The organism is Kribbella solani (assembly GCF_014205295.1).
GTDB lineage: Bacteria > Actinomycetota > Actinomycetes > Propionibacteriales > Kribbellaceae > Kribbella > Kribbella solani.
Genome location: NZ_JACHNF010000001.1, coordinates 1,194,393 through 1,214,714 on the forward strand (window position 1 = coordinate 1,194,393; position 20,322 = coordinate 1,214,714).

Below are 20,322 nucleotides of genomic sequence, written 5' to 3' on the forward strand. Positions count from 1 at the left end.
CCGCCAACCACCGCGCACCGCCAATGCGCCGCACCGCACCGCACCGCCAAAGCACCGTGCCGCCACGCACGCCCAATGCATCGCGCACCGTCAACGCACCAGGTGTCGCCAACGCACCCCGACGTACCGACCCCGCACACCCACATCTGCGATGCAGTGAACCGCCAACATCCCCACCGATGCCCCGATGCACCGACGCCCCGCCGACCCGCGCTCGTGCCCGGACAACCTCGCGACATGCCCGTACCGCGCGCCATCGACGCGCGCTGCTACGTCGCGCACCGCCGATCGGCGCGCTCGCCCACGATCGCCTGTGCTGCCGCCATCGTCGGCCCGGGAGTCCACAAGCACGTCGCGAAGGTGCCCGACGCCGCAAGCGCGCCGCCGGCCGAACCCCGTCCAACCTCGCCCGCCCCAGCCGGTACCAACCCTGCCTCGAAGGCCGAGCCCAAGCCCAGGACGATGCACCACCCAGCTCGGCACCAAGCACCTGCACTCCGTGCTCACCCAGGCCCACGCCCGGGCTACCCGTCGCATCCCGCAGCGGTCGCGACCCTCGAGGGCAACCCCTCAGCGAGGATTGTCGAGCAGCCATACTCCTGCGCCGATGTACGCACTTCTCGCCCGCCTGGCCCACCTCGCGGCTCACCGCTGCGGCGGCGGCAATTGGCACGTACGTCGCGCACCAACGAGGACCTCGATCGCGCGTACGTACGGGCCGCGTACTTGGCGGCGACCGCAATTCACGCGTGCGCCTGGCACCGCGCAGGCATCGGTGACCGTGCTTGGGCGAAGTCAACGGCGAACCGCGAAGACTCGAGTCCGGGAGCGGACGCAACGCATGACGATGGCTGTCGTCGTCGCGGTCCGCGTCATCAGGCGCAGTGCATGCCCGCCCGCGTACACGGCGACAACCCGCCGGCGATACCCCATCGACACTCGCGGCCCACCCATGGCGCCAGCGGTATACCCGCTTCCACCCCAGCGACGACACCCGACTTTCCCCTTGTGGATAAGGGATTCCACCCACGCATCACTTTGCAGCAACCCTGAAAGAAGCGTAGAATCGAGCACATGTTCGAGAACGATCTCACCGAGCTCTCAACAGCCGACCTGCTGGAATCAGCCGCCGAACACCGCGCCCTGGCCAACCACGCCGACACCCGGCTCCTCGAACACGCCCAAACCTACGCCGACCGCTACCACCCCAACCACCACCAACCCCGCCCCAGCCAACCCGGCCACCACCCGGGCCGCCACTCATCCAACGGCCCAGGTAACCGCCCAGGCAACGGCCGCGAACGTACCGTGACCCTCGGCGGCGACGGCTGCCCCGAAATCACCGAATTCGCCATCGCCGAATTCGCGGCCATCCTCGCCATCTCACCCATGACCGCCGCCCGCCTCATCGGCGAAGCACTCGCCCTACGCCACCGCTTCCCCCACACCTGGGCCCGCGTACTCTCCGGCGACGCCACCGCCTGGAAAGCCCGCCAACTCGCCACCACCTGCCTCAAACTCACCGAAACCGCCGCCCACCACGTCGACCGCCGCGTCGCGCCCCTCATCGACACCATCACCCCCTACCGCCTCGACAAAATCATCCACGCCGCGAAACACCACGCCGACCCCGATCTCGCCCGCGCCGAAGCTGACGAGAAAGCCCGCGAACGCGGCGTGTTCATCGGACCCAGCAACCACCACGGCACCAAAACCATCTACATCAAAGCCGCCGCCGGCGCCGTCATCCGCCACAACGCCACCCTCAACGCCATCGCCAACGCCCTCAAAACCTTCGGCGACACCCGCCCCACCCAACACCGCCGCGCCGAAGCCATCGGCATCCTCGCCGACCCCACCTACACCCAAGAACTCCTCACCCAAGCCCACAACCACACCACCAACAACCAAACCAACAAGACAACCGAGGCCACCAGCCCCACCAACCAAACCACTGGCACCACCAACAACCGCACCACCGCCGCCAACGCGCCCACCAGCGCCACCACTCAAACCAACGAGACCACCAACGAGACCACCAACAACCCAACTAACGACGACACCAACGAGGCGACCACCGAGATCACCACCGACACGACCGCCGACGCACCCGCCGACACCACCGCCACCGCCCAAACCAACGACGTCACCACCGACTCCACCACCAACTCCACCAACGACACCACCGCCAATGCCAACGCCACGACCGACGCCTCCAGCCAGACCGCCGACCAAACCCACCGCCCCGCTGACCAAACCCACGACCACGCCGAACACCCCACCCAACGCAGCCAACACGACCGCCAAGTACAACCACACCTTCACCCCACCAGCACCCACCACACAGCGCCCGCGAAGCACCCCGCCGACAACCCCAGCACCACACAACCCACCGCCGCACCACCGCATGCCATCAGACCGCACACAGCACCACCAGATGCAGCACAACCGGGCACCCTTCCATCGGGTGTCCTCCCACCGGCTGCCTCGCCACGGTATGTCTCACCACGGGCAGCTGAGCGTGAGAGTGATTTGCTGGATGACTGGGCGTGGTGTGGTCGTGAGCCGAGCCTCGATGATGAGGCGGATCGTGATGCGCCGCATCCCAGTGAGCTGGACCTGCCTGATCCACTGGATGTTCCTTACCGCCTGAAGGTCGAACCGTTTGATCCATTGGAACTGGACGAGGCGACGGATGGCCGGCCGTTGGACGACGACAGTCGGCGGCTGCTGGATGCGAGGCTTGCGCGGATCAAGCTCGACGCGTACGCAAAACCCGGTGGTCGTGGCGGTGGACAGGTGCGTCCCGGGCGGACCGAGGTGTACGTACACCTCACTGATCACACGCTTGCCACCGGCAACGGTGTGCTTCGGGCTGAGTCCGTTGGACCGTTGATCGCGTCGCAGTTGGGCGAGCTGATCGGTCACGGGCCGTACGTGGTCAAGCCGGTGATCGACCTGAACGATGCAGTGAGCGTTGACGCGTATGAGATCCCGGCCGGCATCCGGGAGCGGATCAGGCTCGCGTACCCGGTTGAGCTCTTCCCGTACGGCACTCGCGAGACGAGTCAGACCATGGACCTCGATCACATCCAGCCGTACGATCCGCTCGGTCCACCAGGGCAGACCAGCACCGACAACCTTGCGCCGCTCAGTCGGTTCGGGCACAGGGTGAAGACGCATGCGCGTGGGTGGAAGGTGCGACGGGTCGATCGCACGATCCTTGAATGGACGACGCCGCACAACTTCACGTTTCGGGTTGGGCCGACCGGTACGCACCGGGTTCGGCCAGATGAATCGGCGGCCGGTTAGCCCGTCGGGCGCCAAGACCCGTGAGAGTGGTGGGCTCATGCCGCGACCGGAGGCGGGCCGCCGACGTCGGAGGCAGCTCACGGACGTGTTGGGTACGGTGCGCGCGACCGAGGTGGTTCACCGCGACACCGACCCTCTCGGTGGCCGCGGCGGCAGGCATCTGGTCCATCGTCGCCGTTGGGTTGCCCGGGTTGATGCGGCGGGCGACGGCGGCCTCACCGATTTGCTGGTGGTGGGTCGCGGGCAAGGTGATGATGACGCCGGCGGTTGATACGTGATGGCGCTGTGTTGTGTCCGGTGCGAGGCGAGTTCCGCGTGGATGAGGCGTAGCAGGTGTACGGCGAGGGTGATCGCATCGTCGCGATCGAACCGAAAGCACTGTCCGCGACATAGCAAGAGGCGGCGGAGGCAGCTACGGATTGCTCGGGAGCGGCCGGTTCGGGGTCATGCGTTTCCGTCACGTCCGAGCTCGTGTGGAGGCGGCGGCAGCAGAGGGGTTGGTGGAGTCGGAGGTAGCGGAGGGCTGGGCGCTGGCTGCGGCGGACGTTCCGCTGGCGGTGGTGGTGGCGGAGGAGTCGGTGCTGGCTGCGACGGAGTGTCCGCTGGTGGTGGTGACGGCGGGGGAGCTGGTGCTGGCCGCGAACGACTACCCGCTGGTGGCGGCGGTGGCGCTGGTGGCGGACGTGGCGGTGGCGGCGGTGGCGGTGGCGCGGTGGCGCGGGGGTTGGGGTGTTGGAGGGGTTAGACCTTCATGAGGGTTTTTAGGATTAGGTCGTTGCGGGCGGTTTGGCCGGCGGGGACGGAGGTGTGGACGCCTTCGCGTAGGTAGGTGGTTAGGTGGGAGGGGGCGGCGGCGAGTGACTCGGCCCAGCGGACGACGGTGAGGTTTGGGTACTTCTTTTCGGCGTCCAGTAGCTGGGAGTTGATCCAGGCGCTGTTTCGCTGGTCAGCTAGTTGGACGGCGGCTGACTTGGCGGTTCGGGCGCATTGGACGTTTACCCAGACGACCTCGCGCCGGCTGCCGACGATTCGCATTGTTCGGTCGACCTGGGCGGCGAAGACGGGTGGGTTGAAGATGTCGTTCGTGCCGGTTGCCATCAAGATTCGGCGCGGCATGCCGTACCGGACTGCCCAGTTCTGTAGGGCGTCGACGGCTGGGCCGGTGGGGCGGCCGGACCAGTTGTGTACTGCGATGGTCTTGCCGGTGCGGGCGATGAGTTGCGAGGCGAGGGCCTTGCCGTCCTGTACGGAGATGCTGTCACCGAACATGTAAACGCCGTCGTTGTCCCGGACGTACGTGATGGTCGCTTCCGTGGCGACCGAGTGGCTGAGGACTGTCCAGTCCCCGAGCGCACCCGAGCCGTACGGGTCGGTGGCCGCGGCGGTTTGTGCCGTTGAGGCTTCGCCGGTGGCGACGGTCGCCACGGCGGCCGCGGTGGCCGCCATCAGGACGTGGCGCCGGTTCGGTTTCATCGGTTCTTCTCCCTGGGGAAGTGGGATCGCATCAGCTGACGGTGACGATCTTGTTAGCTGTGAACGCCTGCGCGTGGTCGGCGTCGCCGGGGAACCAGACGCGGTAGGCGATCGGTCCGCGGATGGCCGGCTTGATGCCGAAGGCGTACTTGCCGGACGTGCTGAGTTTCACGGACGCGATCGACTTCCACACCTTGCTGCCGTACTGCTGCAGGTACACGGTCTGTCCGGCGTGGGCCGGCGCGACGTACCCGCTGATGGCGGTGGTCCTGCCGAGTTTGATCGCCGTCGGTGCGAGCGTGGCGGAGATCGTCGGCGCGACCTGGACGGTGATGTCGGGGGTCCGGGTACCCATCAGGTCGGTGTTGCCGGGGAACGTCATCATGAACACGGACGACACGGTCGGCTTGTACGCGTAGCTGACCGCGCCGGTCGAGGATGTCTTCAGCGCGGCGAGCAGTTTGAACGTCGACGAGTTCTTCGGCCGCACGTACAGGTTGGTCGGCAGTCCGGCGTACGCCTTGTTGTCGATCCGCACCGTGCTTCCGCGCAACGTGACGGTCCCGCCGTAGTTGAGCACTGTCGCCGTCGGGCTGAGCGTGGTCTTCATGCCGAGCAGCTGGCTGGTCGAGATCGCGCTGACCTTGCCGCCGCGGTCCTTGACCCAGGCGGCGTACGTGTACGTGACGCCCTGCGCCAGGCCGGTGTTCTTGTAGGCCGATGCGGTTCCGGCGTACACGAGCGTGCCCGTGGTCAACGTCGGCGCTTTGCTGTTGGCGTTCCGCCGGACGATGACCTGGTCGAGGTCGCTGATCGACGGGATCTTCCAGGTCAGGTTGGCCGCCAGGTACGCGCCGCTCGCGTCGAACGAGGTCAGCTTGGCCGGCGCGAGGTCCGCGGTGGCGAAGGTGCTGCTGCTCTGCGCGACCCGGCTGCCGTCGGCGGTCTGGGTGATGCCGTCGGCGATCTGGATGCGGTACGGCGTGTTCTCCGCCAGCGGCGCGGTCGGCGAGATCGTCGCGGTCCGCGTGGTCGCGTCATAGGCAACGGCAACGCCGACAGCAGCACCGCTCCGCCCGTTGACCAGCCGGACCGTGCCGGCCGTGACGGTGCTGGCGGTGACGTCCCGCGCGAACCGTACGGTCGGCTTGGTGGCCAGGTCCGACACGGTCGAGAACGCTTGCGGCTGCACGTCCATCAGGTCGTACGTCTGGTCGTTGTCGACACCGCCGTTGCCCTCTTCGGTGATGTTCAGCGAGTACGGGCGGGTGTCCCGCGAGCCGTTGTCGTTGCTGACGGCAATGAACGTCGACCCGGCCTTGGCACTGACGTTGACGGTCGCGGTCTGCGGACCCCACTTCGGCTTCTTGGTCACGGGGTCGATGTCCGGGTAGGCCTGCACCTTGCTGCCGAGCGAGACCAGGTCGCCGTCGTACACGCTGACCCGCGGTCCCATGTTGACCGCGTACACCGGCTGGTAGTCGGCGCCGGTGACCGAGATCTTCAGGTTGCGCGCGGCCTGTGAGGTGACCTCGAACCAGTCGACGTCGCCCTCGACGCCCATCGTGGTCGTCAGCGGGCTGGACTCCGGGCTGACCGAGATGGCCCGCTCGGGCTGGTCGTTGTTGTCCGGCCCGTTCATCGGGAAGTCGGTGGTGGTCTTGCCGCCGAGCGCCGCGTACGCGTCCAGGATGCCGGCGCCGTAGTACGGGTCGGTGCCGCGCGGGCCGGCGTCGCGCGCGAGGGCCTTGAGCCGTGATTCCACCTGGATCGGGGTGAACGTCGGCCACTTGTTCTTCACCAGCGCCGCGACGCCCGCGACGATCGGCGCGGAGCAGGACGTGCCGGTGCAGTACCAGTACGGCTCGTACCCGGCCGGGGTGAGCGCCCGCGATCCGGTGCTGAGGATGTCCCAGCCGGGTGCCGCGAGGTCGACCCAGTTTCCGTACGAGCTGAAGTCGGTCTTGACGCCGCCGGGGTTGGTCGCGCCGACCGCGATCACGCCGTAGAACGCCGCCGGGTACTGGACCACGTCGGTGCCTTCGTTGCCGGCCGCGGCGACCACGACGACACCACGCGCGATCGCGTTCGCGACGGCGGTCTCGAGCACCGAGTTGTACCCGGCGCCGCCGAGCGACATGTTGATCACCTTGGCGCCGTTCGCGACCGCCCAGTTGATGCCCTTGGCAATGTCGGAGTCCTTGCCGACGCCGTTGGCGTCGAGCACCTTGACCGGCATCGCCTTGACGTTCCAGCCGACCCCGGCCACGCCGGCGCCGTTGTTCGCGGCGGCGGCGATGATGCCGAGCGTCATGGTGCCGTGGCCGTTGTCGTCGACCGGGTTCGGCCGGGTGCTGGAGACGGCGTTGTAGCCGGGTACGAGGTGCCCGGCCAGGTCCGGGTGGCCGCCGTCGACGCCGGTGTCGAGCACGGCGACGATCTGGTTGCCGGTCGACTTGGACAGGTCCCAGGCCTGCGGGAGCCGGATCGTGTTGAACGAGGCCCGCTGGTCGCTGGCGTAGTAGAGGTCGTTCGGGGTCGCGGATGCCCGGCGGAGGTAGTTGAGCGAGGCCTGCTCGACCGACGGGTCGGCCTGCACCTTCTTCAGCAGCTCCGGCGCCGGCACGTCGCCCTTGAGCTCCACGACGGGTGACGAGACCGAGTCCTCGGTGGTGGCGCGCAGCCGTCCGACCGTTGCCTTCCGGGCGGAGGTGGTGCTCTTGGCCTTGAACTTGACCATCACCGAGTTCGGTACGTACTCCGCCTTCGCGGACTGGTGGCTCGGGAACGACGGCCGGTACGGGTGCGGCTGGGCCGCCGTACCGGACGAACCGCTCAAAGTCACCAGTGCGCCGGCTACCAGCGCGGCTGGTACGGCGAGGCGCAGCAGGTGGGCAGGACGGAAGGACACAGGACCCCCCCAATTTGGGTCGCGAACTGACTGTTCGCCGGGAGTATGACAGAGGTCTGGTCCGCTTCGCGCCCCACCCCCGATGTCAAAAGCTGCAAGTTACGCGGGCGTCAGGTGCCACCGCTGGCAGGAGCCGCCGTGGTACGGCCAGATGATGACGTCCGCGTCCCGGTTCGGGTTGCAGCCGGCGACGTCCAGGGACTTGCCGGAGCCGGTGCCGATGATCTTGTAGGCGCCACCCACGACCGGCTCGATCGACCAGGTCTGACAGTCACCGCCCCAGTCGTCGTACAGCTGGACCTGGGTGGCATCGGCGGTCGAACAGCCGATCACGTCCAGCGCCTTACCGGTGTTCCCGTCGAGGATCTTGAACGTGGTGCCGGTGACGTTGACGAGGTGCCATTTCTGGCAGGGACTGGTCAGGATCCGGTCCCACATCCGGACGTCGGCGCCGTTGGCGGACTGGCAGTCGCGGACGTCCAGGTCGAAGCCGCCGGCCTCGGACTTGATTCGGTACACGCCGTCGGTCATCGGTGGGGGAGCGGCGCCGGCGACGTCGAGGAAGTTGCTGTCGATGTTGATCGTGACGCCGCCCCAGGTTTCGTTGTGGTCGCCCTTGTACTGGTGCAGCCGTTGGTGGTTCGTCCACAGGTTCGCGGGGATGTACTGGCCGCCGTCGGTGTTCGCGACGTTGTTCCACCACGCGAACCACAGGTGGTCAGGCATCAGCCACCGGCCGTCACCGGCCGAGTTCGCCAGGTCACGTCCGCCGGAGCCGGCGCTGCTGTAGACGCCGCTGAGGTACCCGAGTGACCGCAGCCGTTCGGTCCAGCCGCTGATGTACGACATGATCGCGTCGCGACACGCGTTGTTGCCGGTCGGGTACGCCTCGATGTCCGAGTAGATCGCCGATCCGGCGCCGATGCCGAGGTTCTGCGCGGCCTGTACCGACGCCGACGCGGAGTCCGCGCCCTGGGTCCGGGCGGTGCCGAGGTCGGCGGACATCTTCGGGTTCCGCGTACCGCAGGGTGCCTGGTAGCCGACGTCGATCGGCATGAACGACCAGCCGTTCGCCGCGTTCGACGCCACCCACGACGCGGTCAGATTGGCCTGCGTACACGAACGTGAGGCGCCGCTGATGTAGATCCCGACGGCCTTGAACGGCGAGGCTTTCCAGGCGTTCATCGCGCCGAGCGAAGGCGCCGTGCACTGGTCGAACGCCTGCTGGTTGATCATGGTGCCGGGGGCAACGATCGACGCCGCCGGGGCGGCCGGCGCGGCGCGGGGCCGGATCAGCTTGGCCGGCGCGGCGCCTGCCACCAGGCGGGCGGTCGCGAGCACGGAGCGTACGGCGGGTTCCTCGGATGCACCGTGTACGGCGGTGACGAGGACACCGGCATCCTCGACGCCGACCTGGATTTCGTTGTCGACGGAGCGCGCGGTCGCGGCGCGTGTGGTTGCCGCTGATCGGGGGGTGGAACCGGCGAGTGGTTCGATGATGAGGCCCTCGGTGCGGCCGACCAGATGCGCCGGGCAGTTCTGCTGCGCGGCTGGCCGGCCGAGGTACACGGCGGGGCGGTCGAAGCGGACGCAGGCGGCCGGGTCCTTGGTGAGGTCAACGACCTGCCAGGACCGGGGGACGGTCACCTGGTAGCCGTGATAGGTGATGGTTCGGTCGGCGTTTGCTGCTTGGGCGGGTACGGCGAGCGTGCCGAGCGACAAGGCCGCACTGATACAGAGCGTGACGGAGCGATACATGGGCGGGTCCTCCGGGGCGGAAGGGCAGTCGTCAGCTTCAGTTCAGCCGGGTACGTCCCGGACCTCAACCCTTTCGACCGGAACGACAGCTTGTTGCCATCCGGCGACCGTGGGTGATGCCCACGTATTTCCCCTGGTCGTGGGTACCGGGCGCATGGCACGATCGTCCACCGGAAGTACTACAGGGGACGGGGCAGTATGAACGGTTTGACCGCGCAGGGTGATGAGGTCAGTGATCGCCCGCGGGTGCAAAGTCGGGCGAACTTGCGCCAGTTCAGCACTCCGGTGCGGGTGGACGAGGTCGCCGTTGCGGCGATGACGCTGGCGGAGGATCTGCAGGCGGCGACGCGGAGCCTGCCCGAGTCGGTGGAACTGCGGCGGTTCCGGCGTGAGCTGGACCAGGCCGCGACCACGTTCCGGGAGACGGCGGCCAGGCTGGAGGCGACCGCCGGGAAGCTCGTCCGGATGGCCGCGAACGAGGGCCACGCGTGTGGCGTCGGCTGGGGTGTCTGCCCGGAGCACGGCCTGACGCTGATGAACGTCGGCGAAACCGTCACCTGTCACGTACTCGGCTGCGGCCGCGAGAACGAGGGCGCGGTCGAACGCTGCGAGCACCCGGTCGCGTACCGGGTGGTCGACGCCGCGGGGCCGACCTTGCTGACCTGTTCCGGTCATGCGGTGGCTTGCCGGCTGTACTTCGACAACCCGGTCATCACCGCCGCGGCCGACAGCATGGAGCTGTTCTGACCCTTGACGCTGCCTGCCCCGCGACTTAGTTTGTTGGACCAACAGACAAAGTCGCGCGGAGGGTTGCGAGATGACGCTGAGCGATGGCCGCCGGCCGGGCAGCCGGGCCGTTGCCGCTGACCACGTCTCGCTCCGGCGGAACAACCTCTCGGTCGTACTGCGCCATGTCCGCGACCTCGGACCGCGGTCCCGCGCGCGGATCGCGGACGACACCGGACTGAACAAGGCGACCGTCAGCAGCCTCGTCGCCGAACTGGTCGAGCGCGGCCTGCTCCGGGAAGGATCGGCCGACTCGACCCGTACGCTTGGCCGGCCTGGTCAGCTGGTCGAGCTGGACGGTTCCGGCGTCTGTGGTGTCGGTGCCGAGATCAACGTCGAGTACCTCGCGGTGATCGCGCTGAACCTGTCCGGCGAGACGGTCTTCGAGCAGCGCGTGCCGGTGGATGTGGCGCACCTCGATCCAGGGGCCACGCTCGACCGGCTGACGGACCTGATCAAGCAGGCGGTCGCTGCCGTGAACGGGCAGGTCGCCGGGGTGACGCTCGCCGTGCCCGCGCTGGTCCAGGGCGAGACGGGCGCGTTGAAGCTCGCGCCCAACCTGGGCTGGAGTGAGTTCCCGGTCGCGGCCGAGCTGCGTCGCCGGTTGGGTGAGCCGCCCTACTCGGTGCACGTCGACAACGAGGCGAACCTCGCGGCGCTGGCGGCGTACGCCGAGCTGCAGGCGGACGTCCACGATCTCGTACTGCTGACCGGTGCGATCGGAGTCGGCGGTGGGGTCGTGACCGGAGGGCACTTGCTCCGGGGCAGTCAGGGGTACAGCGGGGAGGTCGGTCACATGCCGGTCGCCCCGGCCGGACGGACCTGTGGTTGCGGGCGGACCGGGTGCTGGGAAACCGTCGTCGGCCTGACCGCACTGTTGCATCAGGCAACGGATGCCGACGATCCGGTCCGGGATCCGTCGCTGGACGTGGAGCAGCGGCTGGCCGAGATCAAACGGCGCGCCGAAGCCGGCGACGTACGCACCTTGGCCGCGCTGCGGGACGTCGGCGACTGGCTGGGGATCGGCGGCGCGGTGCTGGCGAACATTCTGAACCCGGACGTGCTCGTCCTCGGCGGGTACTTCGCCGTCCTTGGTCCGTGGCTGAAAGCGCCGCTGGAGCAGGCGATCCGCGAGCGCGTGATCGCGCCGGACGGTGGCGGCTGCCGCGTTGTCCAGTCGGCGCTTGGCTTCACCGCCGCCGTGCGTGGTGGCGCGCAGATCTCACTCGACCAGGTCTTCCTCGACCCCACCGGAGTCGCGCAATGATCCTAGGAGACGCATGACACAGCTAGGCATCGGTCTGATCGGCTACGCGTTCATGGGCGCGGCCCACTCGCAGGCCTGGCGGAGCGCCCCGCGCTTCTTCGACCTGCCACTGGACCCGCGGCTGAACGTTCTCTGTGGCCGCAACGCCGAAGCGGTGCAGGCGGCAGCGAGCAAGCTCGGCTGGAAGGAAACCGAGACCGACTGGCGCAAGCTGCTCGGCCGCGACGACGTACAGCTGATCGACGTCTGCACGCCGGGAGACAGCCACGCGGAGATCGCGATCGCTGCCCTGGAAGCGGGTAAGCATGTGCTGTGCGAGAAGCCGCTGGCCAACACCGTCGCGGAGGCCGAGGCGATGACCGCCGCGGCCGAGGCAGCCGCCGCGCGGGGGATCAGGTCGATGGTCGGGTTCACCTACCGCCGGGTGCCGGCGATCGGGCTGGCCCGGCAGCTCGTTGCCGAGGGCAAGCTCGGTACCATCCGGCACGTCCGCGCCCAGTACCTGCAGGACTGGATTGCCGATCCGGAGGCGCCGCTGTCATGGCGCCTGGACAAGACGAAGGCCGGTTCGGGCGCGCTCGGTGACATCGGGGCGCACATCATCGACCTGACGCAGTACATCACCGGCGACACGATCGGCGAGGTGAGCGCGCGGCTGGAGACGTTCGTGAAGGAGCGTCCGGTGGCGGCGGAGCATTCGGGGCTGGCGGGTACGGCCGGTACCGAGCGTGGTCCTGTCACAGTGGACGACGCGGCGGTGTTCCTGGCGACGTTCCGGTCGGGGGCGCTTGGGGTGTTCGAGGCGACCCGGTTCGCGACCGGGCGGAAGAACGCCATCCGGATCGAGATCAACGGCAGTCTCGGCAGTCTCGCCTTCGACTTCGAAGACATGAACCTGCTGCACTACTACGACGCGGCCGACGACGCGCGGACGGCGGGCTTCCGCCGGATTCTCGCCACCGAGGCCGACCACCCGTACGTCGCCGCGTGGTGGCCGCCCGGCCATCTGCTCGGCTACGAGCACGGGTTCACCCATCAGGTCGTCGACCTGGTCACCGCGATCGCCGACGGTACCGACCCGGCGCCGTCGTTCGCCGACGGGCTGCGGGTGCAGCGCGTCCTCGCCGCGGTCGAGGCCAGCTCGGCATCCCGTCAATGGCAGGAGATCCCGCAATGAACGACTACACCCCGAACAAGGACGACAAGTTCTCCTTCGGCCTGTGGACCGTCGGCTGGCAGGGCGTCGACGTCTTCGGTACGGCCGTCCGCCCGGCGATGGACCCGGTCCACGCGGTCGGGAAGCTCGCCGAACTCGGCGCCGCCGCGGTCACCTTCCACGACGACGACGTGGTGCCGGACGACAGCACCCGCGGCCAGGTACTGGAGCGGTTCACCAAGGCACTGGCCGAAACCGGTATGGGCGTCGAGATGATGACCACCAACCTGTTCAGCCACCCGGTCTTCAAGGACGGTGGCCTGACCGCGAACGATCGGCAGGTCCGCCGGTACGCGTTGGCGAAGGTGCTTCGCAACATCGATCTGGCGGCGGAGCTGGGAGCCACGACGTACGTGCTGTGGGGTGGCCGGGAAGGAGCCGAGTCCGGCGGGTCGAAGGACGTGCGGGCGGCGCTGGATCGGTACAAGGAGTCGATGGACCTGCTCTGCGCCTATGTGCGGGAACAGGGCTACAACCTCCGCTTCGCGATCGAACCGAAGCCGAACGAGCCGCGCGGCGACATCCTGCTGCCGTCGATCGGGCACGCGATCGCGTTCATCAACGACCTGGCCGACCCGGAGCTGGTCGGGATCAACCCGGAGGTCGGGCACGAGCAGATGGCCGGGCTGAACTACGCGCACGGGATCGCGCAGGCGCTGTGGCACGGGAAGCTGTACCACATCGACCTCAACGGGCAGCACGGTCCGCGGTTCGACCAGGACCTGCGGTTCGGCGCCGGGAACCTGCGCGAGGCGTTCTGGACGGTCGACGTACTGCAGGGGTCGGCGGGCCGGCCGGGATACGACGGGTACGTGCACTTCGACTACAAGCCGCCGCGGACCGAGGACGAGGACGGCGTTTGGGAGACGGCACGCGCCTGCATGCGGAACTACCTGATCCTGCGGTCGAAGGTGCAGGCGTTCCGCGCCGACCCCGAGGTCGCGGAGGCGCTGGCCGCGGCGAAGGTCGCCGAGCTCGACGAACCGACGCTGGGCGCTGGTGAGTCGCTCGACGACCTTCGGAACGCGTCGTACGACCGCGAGGCGCTGGCGGATCGGGGGCTTGGGTTCGAGCGGCTCGATCAGTTGGCGATGGAGCATCTGCTCGGCGTTCGGTAGTTACAGCTTGCGGAAGAAGTTCAGGAGGTCCTCGGCGACCAGCGCGGGGACCTCCAGCGCCGCGAAGTGCCCACCGCGGTCGAACTCGGTGTAATGCACGACGTTGAACTCACGGTCGACGAGCCTGCGGACGGTGCTGTCGGTGGGGAAGACGGCGAGGCCGGTCGGTACGGGGCAGTGTGGTGTTGGTGCGCCCCACGATGCCAGCGCTTCCCGGTAAATTCGGCCGGAGGAGCCGGCGGTGCCGGTCAGCCAGGTCTGCGTGACACTGTCGAGGATGGCGTCGTTGCTGATGGCACCTATGCGGTGGCCGTAATCGTCGTACCACTCGAGGTTCCAGGCCAGTTGGCCGACCGGTGAATCGGTCAGGGCGTACGCGAGTGTCTGCGGGCGGGTGCTTTGGATCGCGGCGTACCCGGAACGTTCTTTCTGCCAGCGGTCCAGTCCGCCCAGTCGTTGCTGTTCGGTTTCGGTGAGTTCCTCGCCTTGGGGGAAGGCCAGGTAGCCGTCGAGGTGCAGGCCGATGATGCGGTCGGGTACGGCACGGGCAATCGCAGGCCCGATCCGGGCGCCCCAGTCGTAACCGTGCACGCCGTACCGCTCGTACCCGAGTTGCTCCATCAAGGCGATCCACGCGCGGGCGATGCGCTCCGTACCCCAGCCGGTTTCGCTGGTCGCACCGCTGAAACCGAAACCGGGCATTGTTGGGATGACCAACGTGAAATCCTGGGACAGCGTGTCGATCACATCCAGGTAGTCGGACGCCGCACCCGGCCAACCGTGCAGCAACAACAGCGGCGTACCTGATCCTGTCTGGACGTAGTGCACCCGCTGGCCGTCGATCTCGGTCACGTACTGCGGGTACTGATTGAGTCGCGCTTCGAAACGGCGCCAGTCGTAGGACGTACGCCAGTACTCCGTCAACTCACGCAGCCGCCCGAGCTCCACGCCGTACCCCCACTCGACACCAGGCAGTTGATCCGGCCACCGAACCCCCTCCAGCCGCCGCCCCAGCCCATCCAACTCCGCCTGCGCTACCTCTACCCGAAACTCCATACCCCGACGGTAGAACCAGTAGCGGACACCTCATGACCGCCACTGACCGCGTGGTTTGCTTTCAGTTCATGAGTTGGGCGGTTTCGTTGATGATGAAGGGGATGTTCAGTTGGTGGGCCCAGCGGTTGATTTCGGTTGCTAGGGCTTGGGAACCGGCGGTGTTGCCTTCGGTGTGGAGTAGTTCGGCGAGGAGGGTTTGCTGGCGAGAGTGGGGCGTAGGTGGCCGGCCTTCTGGAAGAGTTCGGTGGAGCGGATCAGCTGCTCTCGGGCCTGTACAAGGTCACCGGCTGCGCGGGCGTGGTAGCCGAGGTGCCGGAGGGCTTGTGCGGTCAGTAGGTCGGCGTCGTGCTTCTCAGCGAGTTCCAGTGCGACCTCGTAGTGTTTGACAGCTGCAGTGGGCTGTTCGTACACGTTGTCGGCGATCGCACCGGCCCAGAAGTTCGCCCAGCCTCGCCGGTTGTCGTCGGGTGCATCGGCGATGAGGGTCAGGAGGCGGTCGCGCAGGTCGTACTCGCCTGGCTGGGACAGCGCGGTCGCGTAGTCCTTCCGGATCTTCAGCAGCGTCAGGTCCCACGAGTCATTCGGTACGGCGGCGAGTGCGGCCGAGGCGTGGTCGGTGTCGCGGCCGAAGTCGTAGTCGACGGCGACTTCGGCCTTGGCCAGCGCGAGGGCCGCGCGTTCGGTGGGGTTGTCCGCTTGCGTGGCGGTGAGGAGGTCGATGGCGGTGGTCCATGTGGTCCGGTGAGCTGACCGAGCTGGATCGCGACGTGGAGGGCATCACGGTCCGCCTGCAGGTACTCAATCGGTACCTGGAGCGTCGCCGGGAGGCCGTGCTCGCGACGTACGGGCTGCAGCTGTGGGAGTTCAAGACACTGCACATGCTGCGGCGGGGCGGTCGTCCGTACGCCGCGACGCCGGGTGCGCTGGCGCGGCAGCTCGGCATGTCGGCGGCCGCGATGACCAACCGGCTGGACGCGCTCGAACGCCGTGGGTACGTGGAGCGTACGCATGACCGTGACGACCGGAGGAAGGTGGTCGCGACGCTGACCCGCGCCGGGAGTGAGCTGTGGAAACGCGGCATCGGCGAGATCCTCCAGGTCGAGGAGGAACTCATCCACCAGCTTCCCGCCGACGACCGCACTCGCCTCGATGATCTGCTTCGGCGCCTGGTTCTGGTAACCGAGACGGATTCTTAGCGGGCGTGTCAAGATCCGCCGATCGGGTCCGACGTCCGGGTGTAAGGAGAAATCGACCCGGAGGGCGGACCGATGGAACCGCTGAACCTGATGGTGTCGCTGAGCCACTTCGCCAACGACAACCGCGAGCACAACCACGGCCTGAGCGAACCGGCCGGCCGCCGGAGCCGGAGGCGGAAGGTCCGCGTGGCCAGAAGCATCCGGCGGATCTGGCCGGGTCGTGCACGAGAGGTGCTTATGCGGTGATGCGTCGCGCCCGTGGGTCCTGCAAGAGATCGGGGTCAGCGGAGTTCGCTGCCGGGGTCAGCACGCTCACGTCGTGCGTATCCGCTCCGTGATCAGGTCGGCGACTGCCTTCATGCCGGCGGCGGTGGGGTGGTACGGGACGAAGCTGCCGAGGTTTGGCGGCAGCATGGTGAAGCCGGTGGTCCACGGTTCCGGGGTGCCGATCGCGTGGTCCTTGCTGGCCGCGGATGCGGCGATCAGGTCGGCACCGGTGGCGGCTGCGGCCTTGGCGAAGGCATCAGCCAGGCCGTCGGCCATCATCGCGATACTCGGGAGTTGTTCCTCGTTGAGCGGGACGTCGAGGCGCGGGCGGGTGGCCGGACCGACGAGGGTCAGGTAGTCGACCAGGAGGATGCGCGCGTCCGGCGCGCGCTCCTGAGTCCGCTCGACGATGATGGTGAGTGACTCCGCGACCGCCTGGTAAGCGGCGTCGTCCTTGAGGTAACTGACCCGCGCGCGAATCCGGTTCGCGACGCGGCGGCCGAGGAGAGTGGCCGGTTTGCTGCCGCGGAGGAAGGTGCCGACGTACTCCAGGTCGTTCCCGCCGACCGTGATCGTGACCAGACTGGTGTCCGGCATGACGGCATCGAGCTGCGGTGGGGCGTCGTCCTGCGGAGTGTCCAGTACGTGCGCGGTGGTGGCGCCCGAGCACGTGACATCGGTCAGCGCCAGGCCGAGCTCAGCCGCGACGAGGTGCGGGTAGTTGCCGCCTGACCTGATACCCGGCCCGGCCGCGAACGAACTCCCGAGTGCCACGTACCGACTGCCGGATGCGATCACCGGACCACGATAGTCGAAGCGGTACGGCATACTGCCCCGGTGACTGACGACGTGTTCGGTACGGCGGCAATTCGGGATCGGGTACTGGCCGGCTGGACCGCGGCGCCGATCCGCTTCCGCGAGGACGCGAACGCGGAGGAGGAACTCGCCCTCGGCGGTTACGTCGATCGGCTGGTGATCGAGCTCGCCCAGAACGCGGCGGACGCGGCGGCACGTGCCGGGGTTCCGGGGCGGGTCCGGTATGAATTCCGGCACAACATCTTGGTGGTCGCGAACACCGGCGCCCCGCTGGACCGGGCGGGCGTCGAGTCGTTGGCGACTTTGCGAGCCTCAGCCAAACGCGACGCCGTCCATCCCGTGGGAGCCGAAGCCGGCGTGGAGCCGGGTGGTGATGAGGCGGATGTCGGCGTGGGGGTGGCGGCTGACGGTGGTGGCGTGCGCGGTTCCCTGCTGCCAGTTGGGCGGTTCGGGGTTGGGTTCTCGGCTGTGCTGGCGGTCAGTGATGAGCCGGTGGTGCTGTCGCGGGGCGGGGGAGTGCGGTTCTCGAAGGCGGATACCGCGGCCGCGATTGCCGCCGTCGGCTCGGGTGGACTCGACGATGAGTTGCGGCGGCGGGACGGGCAGGTGCCGGTGTTGCGGCTGCCGTTCGAGGCGGAGGGTGAACCGCCGACCGGATACGACACCGCCGTCATCCTCCCGCTCCGCGACGAAGCGGCCGCCGCGCTGGTACGCCGCCTCCTGTCCGAGGCCGACGACGCGCTGCTGCTCGCACTGCCCGGTCTGGAACGCATCGAGATCGAAACCGACGACACCCACCGGACGCTTGAGGATGTCGAGTCCCGCTGGTGGATTCACCGCAGCGCCGGCGTACTCGACGCCGCCGAACGCGAAGAACTCCTGGCCGACCGCCCCACCGAAGAACGTGCCCGCCCCACCTGGTCGGTCGTCTGGGCCCTGCCCCGTGGTGCCGACCAGGCAGCCACGGCCGTCGTTCATGCACCGACACCCACTGACGAACCGCTGTCCCTTGCGGCGTTGCTCTTGGCAACTTTTCCACTCGACTCGACTCGTCGACATGTTGCCAAGGGCCCCTTAACTGATCGGCTCGTACGAGAAGCAGCGTCCGCGTACGCCGAACTGCTCCACCGGCGAGCCGCCGACGGGGAAGACGTCCTGCACCTGGTACCGACCGGTCTTGCCGCCGGCGCTCTTGACCGGATGCTTCGTGAGGAGATCCTCCATCGCCTGCCCGAAGCCGAGCTGCTTCACGCGGTAACCGGCGACCTCCTGCGTCCGAAGGCTGCCGTAGTAGTAGAAGGTGCCGACGACAACTTTTCCACCATTCTCGCCCCGATCGTCGAAGGACTGATCCGCGAGCGCCGCGAAGACCGCAAAGCGCTGGATGCCTTGAAAACAAGGCGAATCGAGCTTGCCGAGATAGTCGATCAGCTCGGGGGAGAGGAGTCGCCGACGTGGTGGCGAGCGCTTTACGGCTCGTTGACGAACCTGGTCACCGACGCGCTGCTCCGTGAGTCCCTCGGCACGTTGCCGGTCCCGCTCGCCGACGGTCGCCTGGTACGCGGCGCGCGTGGTCTTCTCCTGCCCGGCCCGGAAATCCCCGTCGACATCCTGGCCGCCTTCGGCACGTACGGCGTCCGCGTCGTCCACCCCGACGCCGTCGACCCGGCTCTCGAACGACTCGGCGCGATCTCCGCTTCGCCGCGATCGCTGCTTGAAGACGGCGCGGTTCGTACCGCGGTCGAGCACTCCGCGGACGCTGACGATCCAGACGCGATCGCGCACGCCGTACTCAGTCTCGTCGCCGCTGACCCGGCGCAGGCCGGCGGTCTGTGGTGGCTGTCCGACCTCGTTCTCCGTGACGCGGATGGTGACCTCGTGCCCGCGAACGCGTTGGTGGTAACGGGTTCCGAGGCGGAAACCGTGCTTGACGCCGACGAGGTCGCGCCAGTCGCCGGTGACCTCGTCGAGCGCTACGGTCTGCCCGCGCTCGAGGCCGTCGGTGTGCTGTCGACCCTCGGTGTCGTCACCGCATCCGACGTGACGCTCGACCAGCTGCCCGAGGCTCTCCAGGACCTCGACGCGATCGACGATTGGGCGTACGACGTCGCGCCGGACGGCTCCCGGTACGGGGTGACCGTCGGCGAACTGCCCGCGATCCGTGACCTGGACTGGATCACTGACGGCAACTGGCCGAAAGCCCTGCAAATACTGGGTTCAACGCCGGAGCTGCGGCACGCGCTGGTTACCCAGGTACGGGTGGTCGGGCCGGATGATCGCGCGTTGGGCGTGCCGTCGTACGCGGCTTGGTGGATTCGCGAACACGTCCTGCTCGAGGACGGCGAACCACTCGCCGGACGTGCCGATCCGGACGCCGAAGCGGTGCTCGCGAGTTTCCTTGATCCCGCGCCGGAGTGGACGGCTGAGCTCGACCCGGAGGTACGGATCGCGGTCGGGCTGGTCCGCGAGGTCGGTGACCTTGATGCGGACGGGATCGGGCTGGTACTCGATCGGCTTGCTGATCCGGAGCGGGAGGTCGACGAGGCGTCGATGCTGCGCCTGTGGAATCGGCTTGGGACGCTCGCGTTGTTCCCGGGGGATTCGCCGGAGCAGGTTCGGGTGCTGGACCTGGACGGGCGTACTCGGGTGACCGGGACGGACGATGCGGTCGTGGTGGACGGGCCGATGTGGGTGCAGCGTGCGGACCTCGGTGGGTTCGTGGTCGGTTCGGGCGCGGCGGCGGACGGGCTTGGGGATCTGTTCGACGTACCGCTCGCGCAAGAAGTTGCTGAAGGCAAGATAGACGGAGCCGGGGCGGAGGCTGAGGTGCCGGGGCTGGTGCGTGAGCTCGTGCCGGAGGTGCCGGCGATGTGGTGGGAGCATGACGAGCTGACGGTTGACGGCGTCGAGGTGTCGTGGTGGGTGGACACCGACGGCGCGCCGCATGCGGCGACGTTCGACGGGCTGGCGAAGGCGCTGGCGTGGTCGGCCGGGCGCTGGGACCGCCGGCACGTGATCCGCGCGGTACTGAACGAGCCGCACCGCAGCGTGGAGCTCCTGCTCGACGCGGTCTACGACTGACGGGACCGCCTGCCGCCTGCCGCCTGCCCTGCCGCCGGCTGACCGGCACGCCGTGTGATCGCCGT

General features: G+C 68.2%; 15 protein-coding genes. 9 read left to right on the forward strand and 6 right to left on the reverse strand.

The features are described 5' to 3' along the window. Window positions 1-1,074 precede the first annotated feature (1,074 nt). On the forward strand, window positions 1,075-3,312 hold the full coding sequence (locus HDA44_RS37885; RefSeq protein WP_184831806.1) for a 13E12 repeat family protein: 2,238 nt from the start codon (window positions 1,075-1,077) through the stop codon (window positions 3,310-3,312). 497 nt (window positions 3,313-3,809) lie between these two features. After that, window positions 3,810-4,067, forward strand: coding sequence for a hypothetical protein (locus HDA44_RS05240; protein WP_238352367.1), 258 nt, complete (start codon window positions 3,810-3,812; stop codon window positions 4,065-4,067). Here HDA44_RS05240 and HDA44_RS05245 read toward each other — a convergent pair. The 3 genes from HDA44_RS05245 to HDA44_RS05255 all read right to left on the reverse strand — a co-directional run bounded on the left by HDA44_RS05245 (window position 4,054) and on the right by HDA44_RS05255 (window position 9,454). Then, on the reverse strand, window positions 4,054-4,785 hold the full coding sequence (locus HDA44_RS05245; RefSeq protein WP_238352368.1) for an SGNH/GDSL hydrolase family protein: 732 nt from the start codon (window positions 4,783-4,785) through the stop codon (window positions 4,054-4,056). The two genes, HDA44_RS05240 and HDA44_RS05245, sit on opposite strands and share 14 nt — an antisense overlap. Before the next feature lie 31 nt (window positions 4,786-4,816). After that, window positions 4,817-7,696 carry a S8 family serine peptidase gene (locus HDA44_RS05250; RefSeq protein ID WP_337905645.1) on the reverse strand — a complete coding sequence of 960 codons (2,880 nt, stop codon included), beginning with the start codon at window positions 7,694-7,696 and terminating at the stop codon, window positions 4,817-4,819. A 99-nt stretch (window positions 7,697-7,795) separates the two neighbouring features. Next, window positions 7,796-9,454 (reverse strand): glycoside hydrolase domain-containing protein, encoded by a 1,659-nt coding sequence (locus HDA44_RS05255; RefSeq protein ID WP_184831808.1) that lies wholly within the window; start codon window positions 9,452-9,454, stop codon window positions 7,796-7,798. Window positions 9,455-9,652: 198 nt separating this feature from the next. On the opposite strand from HDA44_RS05255, the gene HDA44_RS05260 reads away from it, so the two are divergent. The 4 genes from HDA44_RS05260 (at window position 9,653) to xylA (ending at window position 13,841) form a co-directional block, all read left to right on the forward strand. Further along, window positions 9,653-10,201: a hypothetical protein gene (locus HDA44_RS05260; RefSeq protein WP_184831809.1), complete on the forward strand. Its 549-nt coding sequence runs from the start codon at window positions 9,653-9,655 to the stop codon at window positions 10,199-10,201. Between the two features lie 70 nt (window positions 10,202-10,271). After that, window positions 10,272-11,507, forward strand: a complete 1,236-nt coding sequence (locus tag HDA44_RS05265; protein ID WP_184831810.1) for an ROK family transcriptional regulator — start codon at window positions 10,272-10,274, stop codon at window positions 11,505-11,507. Window positions 11,508-11,520: 13 nt separating this feature from the next. After that, window positions 11,521-12,684 (forward strand): Gfo/Idh/MocA family protein, encoded by a 1,164-nt coding sequence (locus tag HDA44_RS05270; RefSeq protein ID WP_184831811.1) that lies wholly within the window; start codon window positions 11,521-11,523, stop codon window positions 12,682-12,684. Then, window positions 12,681-13,841, forward strand: a complete 1,161-nt coding sequence (gene xylA, locus HDA44_RS05275; protein ID WP_184831812.1) for a xylose isomerase — start codon at window positions 12,681-12,683, stop codon at window positions 13,839-13,841. Before HDA44_RS05270 ends, xylA begins: the two co-directional genes overlap by 4 nt. On the opposite strand, the gene HDA44_RS05280 is transcribed toward xylA, so the two are convergent. Continuing rightward, complete coding sequence (locus HDA44_RS05280; protein ID WP_184831814.1) at window positions 13,842-14,897, reverse strand: epoxide hydrolase family protein; 1,056 nt, start codon at window positions 14,895-14,897, stop codon at window positions 13,842-13,844. A 138-nt stretch (window positions 14,898-15,035) separates the two neighbouring features. Continuing rightward, a complete protein-coding gene (locus tag HDA44_RS05285) occupies window positions 15,036-15,308 on the reverse strand; it encodes a tetratricopeptide repeat protein (protein WP_184831816.1) in 273 nt (90 codons plus the stop codon). A gap of 320 nt (window positions 15,309-15,628) precedes the next feature. On the opposite strand from HDA44_RS05285, the gene HDA44_RS05290 reads away from it, so the two are divergent. Next, window positions 15,629-16,093: a MarR family winged helix-turn-helix transcriptional regulator gene (locus HDA44_RS05290; RefSeq protein WP_184831818.1), complete on the forward strand. Its 465-nt coding sequence runs from the start codon at window positions 15,629-15,631 to the stop codon at window positions 16,091-16,093. A 72-nt stretch (window positions 16,094-16,165) separates the two neighbouring features. Then, window positions 16,166-16,339: a hypothetical protein gene (locus HDA44_RS05295; RefSeq protein WP_184831820.1), complete on the forward strand. Its 174-nt coding sequence runs from the start codon at window positions 16,166-16,168 to the stop codon at window positions 16,337-16,339. Window positions 16,340-16,405: 66 nt separating this feature from the next. Here the strand turns inward: HDA44_RS05295 and HDA44_RS05300 are convergent, their stop codons facing one another. After that, window positions 16,406-17,158 carry a GDSL-type esterase/lipase family protein gene (locus HDA44_RS05300; protein ID WP_184831822.1) on the reverse strand — a complete coding sequence of 251 codons (753 nt, stop codon included), beginning with the start codon at window positions 17,156-17,158 and terminating at the stop codon, window positions 16,406-16,408. A gap of 39 nt (window positions 17,159-17,197) precedes the next feature. Between HDA44_RS05300 and HDA44_RS05305 the strand changes: the two genes are divergently transcribed. Beyond that, a complete protein-coding gene (locus HDA44_RS05305) occupies window positions 17,198-20,257 on the forward strand; it encodes a hypothetical protein (protein ID WP_184831824.1) in 3,060 nt (1,019 codons plus the stop codon). The last annotated feature ends 65 nt before the right edge of the window (window positions 20,258-20,322 follow it).